Genomic DNA, 11554 nt, shown 5'->3' on the forward strand with positions numbered 1-11554 from the left:
TCCGCCGTTGCTCCCCCGGCGGATGCCATCAACAAGAACACCGCCAGGCATTTGCCTGGCGGTGTTTTTTGTATCAGATCGATATCGATAGTGCCGGCTGAGGCAGTGATATCGCGCCTGACGATAGCGTCAGTCGAGGCTGTCCAGGCAACGCTCCACGTCCAGCGCCGCCATGCAGCCGCTACCGGCTGAGGCAGTGATATCGCGCCTGACGATAGCGTCAGTCGAGGCTGTCCAGGTAGCGCTCCACGTCCAGCGCCGCCATGCAGCCGCTGCCAGCGGAGGTGATCGCCTGACGATAGACGTGATCCATGACGTCGCCGGCGGCGAACACACCGGGCACGCTGGTGGCGGTGGCGTTGCCCTCGAGGCCTGACTTGACCTTGATATAGCCGCCTGCCATCTCGAGCTGACCCTCGAAGATGCCGGTGTTGGGGCTATGACCGATGGCGATGAACACGCCGGGTGCGGTGATCTCGCGGGTCGAACCGTCCTCGACCGCCTTGAGCCGCGCACCGGTGACCCCGGTGTTGTCCCCCAGCACCTCGTCCAGAGTGTGGTTCCAGATCAGTTCGACGTTGCCGTTCTCGGCCTTCTCGAACAGCTTGTCCTGCAGAATCTTCTCCGCCCTGAGGCTGTCGCGGCGGTGCACCAGGGTGACCTTGGAGGCGATATTGGACAGGTAAAGCGCCTCTTCCACGGCGGTGTTGCCGCCGCCCACCACGATCACTTCCTGGTTGCGATAGAAGAAGCCGTCGCAGGTGGCGCAGGCCGACACGCCCTGGCCCATGAACTGCTGCTCCGAGGGCAGCCCCAGGTAGCGCGCACTGGCCCCGGTAGCAATGATCAGGGCGTCGCAGGTGTAGGTGCCGTTGTCGCCCTTCAAGGTGAAGGGACGTTCGCGCAGTTCCACCTCGTGGATATGGTCGAACAGCACCTCGGTATCGAATCGCTCGGCGTGACGGCGCATGCGCTCCATCAGCTCCGGCCCCTGGACACCGGCGTCGTCGCCTGGCCAGTTGTCCACGTCGGTGGTGGTGGTCAACTGACCGCCTGTCTGCATGCCGGTGATCAACAGCGGCTTGAGATTGGCCCGCGCAGCGTAGACCGCCGCACTGTAGCCGGCAGGCCCCGAGCCCAGGATGATCAGACGTTCGTGGCGCACTTCGCTCATGGCTACCTCACAAGACTAACTTGACTAAGCCGGGGGCTCCCCTGGGGGGCCGCGACGCTAAAGGAAAATGGATTCGATGATGACGGCGACGCAGCGTCGTCATGAGCCAATCCACCCGGAACTCGGGTCGGCAGGGTGCGGTCTGCCGCGCAAGGGTCTGTCGCGACTGGCCAGCACACCAGCATACCGAGAATATACGCAACGGGGCGGCCAGGCCGCCCCGTCGTGACACTGCTCGGGCTGTCCCGAGTCGGCTCACCTGGCGGTGAGCGCTGGCAGCGTCTTACAGCTCGCTGGAGTGAGTACCCAGGTACTTGGCGACACCTTCAGCGGTATCCTTCATGCCTTCCTGGCCTTCGTCCCAGCCAGCCGGGCAGACTTCGCCGTGCTTCTGGTGGTGCTGCAGGGCCTTGACCATACGCACCATCTCATCGACGTTGCGGCCCAGCGGCAGGTTGTTGACCACCTGATGCTGCACCACGCCATCCTCGTCGATCAGGAAGGAGGCGCGCAGGGCGACACCGGCTTCCGGATGCTCGATGCCGTACGCCTGGGTAATCTCGTGCTTGACGTCGGCCACGATCGGGAAGCCGACCTCACCGATACCACCGGCGTCCGGGCTGGTCTTGCGCCAGGCGTAGTGGGTGAACTGGGAATCGATGGAGACACCGATCACCTCGACACCCAGATCCTTGAACTGCGCCAGACGGTTGTCATGGGCGATGATCTCGGACGGGCACACGAAGGTGAAGTCCAGCGGCCAGAAGAACAGCACGCGCAGCTTGCCGTTGCTGTCGGACAGCTTGAAGTTCTCGACGATTTCGCCGTTGCCGGTGACGGCGGCGGCTTCGAAATCGGGAGCTTGACGTCCTACCAGTACGCTCATGAAAGTCTCCTTGGAGTAGTGAAACGTGAGGGTTCAAGAATCAGGGGCAAATACCGGATGTCACCCTAGGCCAGCGAACCACACCGGGCCAATCGACCTGGGCCATCGACCCGATAGTCGCCGGCTATTGTCACCCGACGGCGATGACGTCGCAATGACGCCGTCATCGACATCCGCCAGGCTCGAATGAGATCGTTACGCGGCCCACAGCGGCGCATGACACTTCCATCACATGAGCCCTGTCACATGACCTCGTCATCGTCGCCGGCGACCACCGAGACGATATCCTCGGTCACCGCATCCACCTCGATACGGTAGTGGATCGGCGCACAGCACTGAGGGCAGTCTTCCCAGGTCTCGTGGCTGCCCTGGGAGGTGTCCACCACCAGCTCGATATGGGCATCGCAGTAGGGGCAATCAAGCCGCCAGCTCGGCAGCGTCTGTTCGTGCACGATGCACCTCCCCTCTGGTCGCGATCGACGTGAACCTTCACCATGGGGGTGACCCGACAGCCTTTCAAGGCGTGATCCGGCATCCGTTTACACGTCAACGGTTGAAGAACACAACTATGATGACCAAGTACCACTACTAGTACCACCAAGGGATCGATATTGGCCCCGCGCCGATCCCAGCGAACCTGGACCGTTCGATTCAATGCCTCAGGAGGACAGCATGAGTAGCGATTCCCTACCGGATACCCGTCGCACGCTAGATGTAGGCGGGACTCAGTACGACTTCTACAGCCTGGCCCAGGCTGCCGAGGACCTTGGCGATATTCAGCGTCTACCGATGACGCTCAAGGTACTGCTGGAAAACCAGCTACGCTTTGCCGACGATGAGAGCGTGTCCAGAGACGACCTTCAGGCGCTGGTGGACTGGCAGAAGGAAGGCCGCTCGGACCGCGAGATCGGCTACCGTCCCGCCCGCGTGCTGATGCAGGACTTCACCGGCGTGCCGGGGGTGGTCGACCTGGCCTCGATGCGTGCCGCGGTGGAGAAACTCGGTGAGCAACCGTCGAAGATCAACCCGCTGTCGCCGGTCGATCTGGTCATCGACCACTCGGTGATGGTCGACAAGTACGGCGACCCGTCCGCCTTCAAGGACAACGTGGCGCTGGAGATGGAGCGCAACCGCGAGCGCTACGAGTTCCTGCGCTGGGGCCAGCAGGCCTTCGACAACTTCCGCGTGGTGCCGCCGGGCACCGGCATCTGCCACCAGGTCAACCTGGAGTACCTGGGCAAGACGGTGTGGACCCGGGAAGAGGACGGCAAGACCCTGGCCTACCCGGATACCCTGGTCGGCACCGACTCCCACACCACCATGATCAACGGCCTCGGCGTACTCGGCTGGGGTGTCGGCGGCATCGAGGCCGAGGCCGCCATGCTCGGCCAGCCGGTGTCGATGCTGATCCCCGAGGTCATCGGCTTCAAGCTGACCGGCAAGCTCAGAGAAGGCATCACCGCCACCGACCTGGTACTCACCGTCACCGAGATGCTGCGCAAGAAAGGCGTGGTCGGGAAGTTCGTCGAGTTCTACGGCGACGGCCTCAAGGACCTGCCCCTGGCCGACCGCGCCACCATCGCCAACATGGCCCCGGAGTACGGCGCCACCTGCGGCTTCTTCCCGGTGGACGACGAGACCTTGAACTACATGCGGCTGTCCGGCCGCGACGACGACCAGATCGCCCTGGTCGAGGCCTACTCCAAGGAGCAGGGCCTGTGGCGCGAACCCGGCCACGAGCCGATCTTCAGCGACACCCTGGGACTCGACATGGGTGACGTCGAGGCCAGCCTCGCCGGTCCCAAGCGGCCCCAGGACCGTGTCGCCCTGAGCCAGCTCGCCACCACCTTCGAAAAACTGATGGAGGACGAGGGCAAGTCGGCCAAGGACAGCCGCGACGACAAGATGGGCTCCGAGGGCGGCCAGACCGCGGTCGGCGTCGAGCGCAGCTATCGTCACGCCGACAGCCAGGACGTCAACTACAAGGGCGAGGACTTCAGCCTGGACCCCGGCGCGGTGGTCATCGCTGCCATCACCTCGTGCACCAACACCTCGAACCCCAGCGTGATGATGGCTGCAGGCCTCTTGGCCCGCAAGGCCAAGGAGAAGGGCCTGGCGACCAAGCCCTGGGTCAAGACCTCGCTGGCTCCCGGCTCCAAGGTGGTCACCGAATACCTGGCCGCCGCCGGCCTGCAGGACGACCTCAACGCCCTGGGCTTCAATCTGGTGGGCTATGGCTGCACCACCTGCATCGGCAACTCGGGCCCGCTGCCCGAGCCGATCGAGGATGCGGTCAAGACCGGCGACCTGACGGTGGCCTCGGTACTGTCCGGCAACCGCAACTTCGAAGGCCGGGTGCACCCGCTGGTGAAGACCAACTGGTTGGCCTCACCGCCCCTGGTGGTGGCCTTCGCCCTGGCCGGCAATGTGCGCTGCGACCTGGACAATGACCCCATCGGTGAAGGTAGCGACGGCGAGCCGGTCTACCTCAAGGACATCTGGCCCACCCAGGCCGAGGTCGCCGAGGCGGTGGAGAAGGTCAACACCGAGATGTTCCGCAAAGAATACGCCGCGGTGTTCGACGGCGACGAGGTGTGGAAGGCCATCAAGGTGCCGGAAAGCGAGGTCTACGAGTGGGACGACAACTCGACCTACATCCAGCACCCGCCCTTCTTCGAGGGCATGGGCAAGGAGCCGTCCAAGGTCGAGGACGTCAAGGACGCCCATGTACTGGCCATGCTCGGCGACAGCGTGACCACCGACCACATCTCGCCGGCCGGCGCGATCAAGCCCGACAGCCCGGCGGGCCGCTACCTGCAGGAGAACGGCGTCAAGCCGGTGGACTTCAACTCCTACGGCTCGCGGCGCGGCAACCACGAGGTGATGATGCGCGGCACCTTCGCCAACGTGCGCATCCAGAACGAGATGCTCGATGGCGTGGTCGGTGGCGAGACTCGCCACGTGCCCAGCGGCGAACAGATGGCGATCTACGACGCCGCCATGAAGTACCAGGAGGAAGGCACCCCCCTGGTGGTGGTGGCCGGCAAGGAGTACGGCACCGGCTCCTCCCGCGACTGGGCAGCCAAGGGCACCCTGCTGCTCGGCGTGCGCGCCGTGCTGGCAGAGTCCTACGAGCGCATCCACCGCTCCAACCTGATCGGCATGGGCGTGGTACCGCTGCAGTTCCCCGAAGGAGAGGATCGCAAGTCACTCGGCATGACCGGCGACGAGACGGTCTCCATCGAGGGCCTCGACAGCCTCGAGCCGGGCGGCAAGGTCAAGGTGACCATCAAGGGCGACAAGGGTGAGAAGACCCTCGACGCCCTGTGTCGCATCGACACCGCCAACGAGCTCGAGTACTACCGCCACGGCGGCATCCTGCACTATGTGCTGCGCAAGATGATCGGCGCCGCCTGATCACCCGGCGGGCCCAGGCCCGCCACACAGACGGCCGGCGCATCGCACTGGCCGTCACACCGAGACCTCGCCCACCGGCGAGGTCTTTTTTTGTGCGAATCTTGTTTTCTACTCCATCTACAGACCCTTCAGCGCAGCGCTTGAGCGACCGCATCTATTGCTACCCGCCTGTGTTGCTACCCGACTGCGCCTCACGCCAGTAATTAAAAACCCCGCCTTGTGGCGGGGTTCAGTGATCGCTTGAGCGTGCGGACGCCTAGAAGGCGCGGCGACGATAGTCGCGATAGTTGGGCATCCAGCAGCTCTTTTCGATGTCGCGGCGCAGCTTGGTACCGTCGCTCTTGAGCGCCACGCCCTCGTGCTGGGCCTGGGCCGCCACGTCGAAGGCGATCGACTTGGAGATATCGCGGATGCGCGACAGCGCCGGCAGCATGGCACCCTCGCCCTCCTTGACGATCGGTGCCTCCCGGGCCAGAGCCCGTGAGGCCGCCATCAGCATCGCATCGGTGACGCGGCGTGCACCGCTTGCCACCACCCCGAGGCCGATCCCCGGGAAGATGTAGGCGTTGTTGCACTGGGCGATGGGAATGCGACGACCATTGATCTCGACCGGGGCGAAGGGACTGCCGGTGGCCACCAGGGCGTCACCGTTGGTCCACTCGAGCACGTCGGAGGGGATCGCCTCGGCCCGCGAAGTGGGGTTGGACAGCGGCATGATCAGCGGCATCTTGCAGTTGGCGTGCATCGCCTTGACCACCGCCTCGGTGAAGATACCCTTCTGGCCACAGACGCCGAGCAGCACCGTCGGCTGAACCTGCTTGACCACCTCGAGCAGGTCCTGACCTTCCCAGCCCTCGACCATACCGGCCGGGTGGGCAAGGCGGCGCTGGAAGTCACGCAGCCAGGTCTGGTCGTCCGTCACCAGGCCCTCGCGATCGACCATGTAGACCCGCTCGCGGGCCTGGGACTCGGTCAGGCCTTCGGCCATCATCGCCACCACCACCATCTCGGCGATGCCGCAGCCGGCGGAGCCGGCGCCGACGAACACCACCCGCTGACGGGCCATGCCCTCGCCACGTGCCTGGCAGGCCGCCATCAGGGTGCCGACGCAGACCGCAGCGGTGCCCTGGACGTCATCATTGAAGCAGCATAGCTCGTCGCGATAGCGCTCCAGCAGCGGCATGGCGTTGGCCTGGGCAAAGTCCTCGAACTGCAGCAGTACCTTGGGCCAGCGCCGCTTCACCGCCTGCATGAAGGCATCGATGAACTCGTCGTATTCTTCCTGGCTGATACGCGGGTGGCGCCAGCCCATGTAGCGCGGGTCGTCCAGCAACTGCTGGTTGTTGGTACCGACGTCGAGCATTATCGGCAGAGTATTGGCCGGGCTGATGCCGCCACAGGCGGTGTACAGCGACAGCTTGCCGATGGGGATGCCCATGCCGCCGATGCCCTGGTCACCGAGGCCGAGGATGCGCTCGCCGTCGGTGACCACGATCACCTTGACGTTGTCCTTGGTGGCGCTGCGCAAGATGTCGTCCATGTACTCGCGGTCGGGGTAGGAGATGAACAGCCCCCGGTGGTTGCGATAGATATTGGAGAACTCCTCACAGGCCTTGCCGACCGTGGGGGTGTAGATGATCGGCAGCATCTCCTCGAGATGCTCGGAGACGAGGCGGAAGAACAGCGTCTCGTTGTCGTCCTGGATCGCCCGCAGGTAGATATGGCGGTCCAGGTCATTCTGGCACTGCTGGTACTGGTGGTAGGCACGCTCGACCTGTTCGTCGATGGTCTCGACGTTCTGCGGCAAGAGGCCGATCAGGTTGAACTGCAGGCGCTCCTTCTGGGTGAAGGCGCTGCCCTTGTTGAGCAGCGGCATCTCCAGCAGAGAGGGTCCAGCGTAGGGAATATAGAGGGGACGCTTGGGTTCTGTGCTCATCTCTCGTCTCGTTTGGTGACTCGGTCAAGGGACTCTGGCGAGTCCGGGCACTCTTCTCGGTACCCTTGGGGAAACACTGACGACATCGCCCGTGCGCGATGCACCGGGCTCAGGCGGCGCCTGCCTGACAAGGCGTTATACCATTCTTCCTTTGTGCCCACTCTAGCACGCCGTCGAGAAAGCCCCGCAAAAGCGGGCCCTCAACGCAGGGCCCATGCGCACTTTAGCTCAGACAAGAGCGACTCGACGATGAGACGCGTAGGAAACGGCTCAAACGAAGCGACCAAGCCCCGCGGCGACACGCAGTCGATCCATCAGCGGAGCAGCCTCGGCACGAGCACGCTCGGCCCCTTGAAGCAGCACCGTCTCGATATGGCCCGGATCTTCCATCAGCGCCTGGTAACGCTCACGCGGGGCGCGCAGCTGTTCGTTGAGGTGTTCGAAGACCCGGTTCTTGGCGTCCCCCCAGCCGATGCCCGCGGCGTAGTCATCACGCATGGCCTGGGTTTCCTCGGCGCTGGCGAAGGCCGAATAGATCTGGAACAGGGTGCAGGTGTCGGGATCCTTGGGCTCGCCGGGCTCCAGCGAGTTGGTCTTGATCTTGCGCACCAGCTTGAGCAGCTTCTTTTCCGGCACGAACAGCGGGATGGTGTTGTTGTAGCTCTTGGACATCTTGCGACCGTCGAGGCCACCCAATACCTGGACCCGCTCGTCCACCACCGCCTCGGGCAGGGTGAAGAAGTCACCCTTGTAGAGATGATTGAAGCGCCCGGCCATGTCTCGGGCCATCTCGATATGCTGGATCTGGTCGCGTCCCACCGGCACCTTGTTGGCCTGGAACATCAGGATGTCGGCTGCCATCAGCACCGGATAGCCGAACAGGCCCATGGTGACGCCCTTGTCCGGATCCTGGTTGCCGGCTTCGTCGTTCTCCGCCACCGCCGCCTTGTAGGCGTGGGCGCGGTTCATCAGGCCCTTGGCACAGACGCAGGACAGCATCCAGGTCAGCTCGGGAATCTCGGGGATATCGGACTGGCGATAGAAGATGGCGTTGTCGGTGTCCAGCCCCAGCGCCATCCAGGTCGCGGCGATCTCGAGGCGCGACTGCTGGACCCGCTGCGGGTCCTGACACTTGATCAGCGCGTGCAGATCGGCGAGGAAGTAGTAGGACTGCACGTTGGGATCGAGGCTGGCCTCGATCGCCGGCTTGATGGCCCCGACGTAGTTGCCCAGATGGGGGGTACCGGTGGTGGTGATACCGGTCAGCACCCGGGTCTTGTCGGAAGCGGTGGTCGTTGCGGACATGGACGGCACTCTAGTATCGGCAAATGCCCGCTATGGTAACGCCAAGGCCTGTGGATGGCGACCGGGGCGACAGCGCCGCCCCGGCCGACCCTTGGCCAATCACATCAGCCGAGCACACTCTCCACGCTGATCACCGGCAGCGAGAAGGCCTCCCCTACGGCTGCGTAGGTGAGCTGGCCGTCATGGACATTGAGACCGGCGGCGAAGTGACGATCCTCACCGAGCGCCCGACGCCAGCCCTTGTCGGCCAGCGCCACCACAAACGGCTGGGTGGCGTTGGTCAGGGCCTGGGTCGAGGTGCGCGCCACCGCACCCGGCATGTTGGCGACACAATAGTGCACGACGCCGTCCACCACGTAGGTCGGCTCGGCATGGGTGGTGGGCCTGGAGGTCTCGAAGCAACCGCCCTGATCGATGGCCACGTCCACCAGCACCGCCCCCGGCTTCATTTCCGACAGCATGGCGCGGTTGATCAGCTTGGGCGCCGCCGCCCCCGGGACCAGCACCGCCCCGATGATCAGGTCCGATTCGCGCACCGCTTCTTCCAGTGCGTCGGCGCAGGAAAACACCGTCTTCATGCGCCCCTGGTAGCGATCATCCAGGGTCTCGAGGCGCGGGATCGACTTGTCCAGCACGCTGACATCGGCGCCCAGCCCCAACGCCATGCGGGCGGCGTTCTCGCCGACCACGCCACCGCCGATCACGGTAACCTTGGCAGGCGGCACCCCAGGCACCCCGGGCAGCAATACACCCGCACCGCCCTGGGCCTTTTCGAGACTGTGGGCACCGGCCTGCACGGCCATGCGTCCGGCCACGGTGCTCATCGGCGCCAACAGGGGTAGTCCGCCCTGAGGCGCGGTGATGGTCTCGTAGGCGATGCAGGTCGCGCCGCTGTCCAGAAGCCCCTTGGTCAGGGTTTCTTCGGCGGCCAGATGCAGGTAGGTGAACAGGGTGTGCTGGGGGCGCAGCCGGGCCACCTCTTCGGGCTGGGGCTCCTTGACCTTGAGGATCAACTCGGCGCCATCGAACAGCGCGTCCACGTCGGCCTCGATGGTGGCACCGGCAGCCTGATAGGCCTCGTCGGTAAAACCGGCGCCCTCACCCGCACCGGCCTGCACGACCACCGCGTGGCCTCGCTCGGTCAGCTCCCGCGCACCACTGGGGGTCAGGGCGACGCGGTACTCATGGTTCTTGATTTCCTTGGGGACGGCGATCTGCATGGCGACTCTCCCATCGATTCGTACAACAGATTTTTTATCGTCACCCACAGTGAAGCACAGGAATTTTTTGCCAATAAACCCCCGGCGAAAAAACGGAAAGATCAGAAAACTTCACCCTCAAAGACCTTTGAACTTTCTTCCCAGGCCCCTAAAAACAGCAAGACACACCAGGGCGTGAAGTTCTCTCCCGGCGGCACCCGATGGCAAAGAGCCTCACACGTCCTGAGCGTCGTAGCGGTATCCGGCGCCGCTGATCGTGGTGACGTCCCCCCACCTTGGCCCCGCAGCGGGTGAGCCAGCGCTCCCGGCCGCCTGGTGCTGCGTCTCGCCGCCCAGAGGCCATCCGCCTATCCTCGAACCAGAGCGCCGGGCTAAAAAGAGTTCTGGATCCGCCTATAGCCTTCCACCAGGCTATTGTTGGTGCGGGCCACGTCTTCGGAAAATGCTGAATCCTGGACCGTTACGCGGGACAGGGTGTCCAGATCGGTCCCTGGGCCAATCCGCTCGGTGGATGGCACATAGAAGTCGTCGGGAAGATCACAACCATCCACCACGGCGTTATGGCGCACCACCGCGCCCTTGCCGATGGTGCAGTTGAACAGCACGCTGTTGAAACCGATAAAGGCGCTCTCTCCTACCACACAAGGGCCATGCACGATGGCGCGATGCGCAATCGACGTGCGTGCACCAATGATCACCGCTGCCCCGGACTTGGAGTGGATGACGACGCCGTCCTGGATATTGGAGTGGGCGCCGATGATCATCGGCTCCATCTTGCCATCGGCATCGACCTCATCGGCACGAATGACCGCGTAGGGGCCGATGAAGACGTTCTCCTCGACGATCACCCGCCCACAGAGAATGGCCGTGGGATCGACAAAGGCGCTGGGGTGGACAACCGGCAAATCACCGTAGGGATTCTTGCGAATCATTCATGCTTCCTTGGTTGTGATTCCTGCGAATCAGATAGTAATCGTCGCCCGGCGTAGTCGGCATGGGCGAATCTTGATGCGACATACGCCACCGCCTTCGCTGAGCCGGTTGGATCATCCGTGGACAAGCCCACCGAGCAGGCACTCGTCCGGACTCAGCATCGCCCTTGGGGCGGCCATCACGGTCACAAGCGGTGGATGCTTACCGGCGCCGCTACTTCCGCGTCCTGGCGAAGTGATGTTCTCTCTGTTCCTGGCGCTGCTTGGCTTCGAGGCACAAGCGCGCCGTGGGCCGGTGCAACAGCCGGGGAAGTCCGATGGGAACGCCGGTCTCCTCGCAGTAGCCGTACTCACCCGTCTCGACGCGCTTCAAGGCGCTGGCAATATTGGCCAGCAAGCGGGTTTCCCTGTCGGCCTGGCGAAGCTGCAGCTGAAGCTCTTCCTCCTGGGCTGCCTGGTCCAGATCGTCGCTCGACCTTTCTCGAGCCGACATGCGCAGGCGAACCTCCTGCAGTCGCTCCTCGACCAGCGCCCGTTCCTGCAGCAATCGGCATCGAAAGAACGCCAGTTGCTCACCGTTCATGTAGTCGTCGTCCGGCATCTCGAGAAGATGCGCTGCGTCATCCATCGTTGGCATCTCACCGCTCCTCCCGCCGCGCCGATTGCACAAGGCGTCTGAGACCA

General features: G+C 64.0%; 9 protein-coding genes. 1 reads left to right on the top strand and 8 read right to left on the bottom strand.

Features of this window, described 5'->3' with window-relative positions; genetic code table 11:
• Positions 1 to 220: 220 nt before the first annotated feature.
• The 3 genes from trxB to NFG57_RS17305 all read right to left on the bottom strand — a co-directional run bounded on the left by trxB (position 221) and on the right by NFG57_RS17305 (position 2512).
• Positions 221 to 1174 (bottom strand): thioredoxin-disulfide reductase, encoded by a 954-nt coding sequence (trxB, locus tag NFG57_RS17295; protein ID WP_045991195.1) that lies wholly within the window; start codon positions 1172 to 1174, stop codon positions 221 to 223.
• Positions 1175 to 1457: 283 nt separating this feature from the next.
• Positions 1458 to 2060 carry a peroxiredoxin gene (locus tag NFG57_RS17300; protein WP_045991196.1) on the bottom strand — a complete coding sequence of 201 codons (603 nt, stop codon included), beginning with the start codon at positions 2058 to 2060 and terminating at the stop codon, positions 1458 to 1460.
• A 242-nt stretch (positions 2061 to 2302) separates the two neighbouring features.
• Complete coding sequence (locus tag NFG57_RS17305) at positions 2303 to 2512, bottom strand: CPXCG motif-containing cysteine-rich protein (RefSeq protein WP_108449737.1); 210 nt, start codon at positions 2510 to 2512, stop codon at positions 2303 to 2305.
• 220 nt (positions 2513 to 2732) lie between these two features.
• Between NFG57_RS17305 and acnA the strand changes: the two genes are divergently transcribed.
• Positions 2733 to 5477: an aconitate hydratase AcnA gene (gene acnA, locus NFG57_RS17310; RefSeq protein ID WP_045991198.1), complete on the top strand. Its 2745-nt coding sequence runs from the start codon at positions 2733 to 2735 to the stop codon at positions 5475 to 5477.
• A gap of 256 nt (positions 5478 to 5733) precedes the next feature.
• Here the strand turns inward: acnA and NFG57_RS17315 are convergent, their stop codons facing one another.
• From NFG57_RS17315 to NFG57_RS17335, 5 genes are all read right to left on the bottom strand, one after another.
• Positions 5734 to 7413, bottom strand: coding sequence for an NAD-dependent malic enzyme (locus tag NFG57_RS17315; RefSeq protein ID WP_108132277.1), 1680 nt, complete (start codon positions 7411 to 7413; stop codon positions 5734 to 5736).
• A gap of 270 nt (positions 7414 to 7683) precedes the next feature.
• Entirely contained in the window at positions 7684 to 8718 is a 1035-nt protein-coding gene (gene trpS, locus NFG57_RS17320; RefSeq protein WP_045991200.1) for a tryptophan--tRNA ligase, read from the bottom strand.
• 104 nt (positions 8719 to 8822) lie between these two features.
• Positions 8823 to 9938: an alanine dehydrogenase gene (gene ald / locus NFG57_RS17325; RefSeq protein ID WP_348814854.1), complete on the bottom strand. Its 1116-nt coding sequence runs from the start codon at positions 9936 to 9938 to the stop codon at positions 8823 to 8825.
• A 371-nt stretch (positions 9939 to 10309) separates the two neighbouring features.
• A complete protein-coding gene (locus tag NFG57_RS17330; protein ID WP_045991206.1) occupies positions 10310 to 10870 on the bottom strand; it encodes a carbonate dehydratase in 561 nt (186 codons plus the stop codon).
• A gap of 214 nt (positions 10871 to 11084) precedes the next feature.
• A complete protein-coding gene (locus tag NFG57_RS17335; protein WP_124803502.1) occupies positions 11085 to 11507 on the bottom strand; it encodes a TraR/DksA C4-type zinc finger protein in 423 nt (140 codons plus the stop codon).
• Positions 11508 to 11554: the final 47 nt, after the last annotated feature.

This window comes from Halomonas sp. H10-59, from assembly GCF_040070555.1.
Classification (GTDB): domain Bacteria; phylum Pseudomonadota; class Gammaproteobacteria; order Pseudomonadales; family Halomonadaceae; genus Halomonas; species Halomonas litopenaei.

Coding starts and splice junctions, on each gene's coding strand:
- NFG57_RS17300 (WP_045991196.1), bottom strand. CDS start 2,060: ATGAGCGTACTGGTAGGACGTCAAGCTCCCGATTTCGAAGCCGCCGCC.
- trpS (WP_045991200.1), bottom strand. CDS start 8,718: ATGTCCGCAACGACCACCGCTTCCGACAAGACCCGGGTGCTGACCGGT.
- trxB (WP_045991195.1), bottom strand. CDS start 1,174: ATGAGCGAAGTGCGCCACGAACGTCTGATCATCCTGGGCTCGGGGCCT.
- acnA (WP_045991198.1), top strand. CDS start 2,733: ATGAGTAGCGATTCCCTACCGGATACCCGTCGCACGCTAGATGTAGGC.
- NFG57_RS17315 (WP_108132277.1), bottom strand. CDS start 7,413: ATGAGCACAGAACCCAAGCGTCCCCTCTATATTCCCTACGCTGGACCC.
- NFG57_RS17335 (WP_124803502.1), bottom strand. CDS start 11,507: ATGCCAACGATGGATGACGCAGCGCATCTTCTCGAGATGCCGGACGAC.
- ald (WP_348814854.1), bottom strand. CDS start 9,938: ATGCAGATCGCCGTCCCCAAGGAAATCAAGAACCATGAGTACCGCGTC.
- NFG57_RS17330 (WP_045991206.1), bottom strand. CDS start 10,870: ATGATTCGCAAGAATCCCTACGGTGATTTGCCGGTTGTCCACCCCAGC.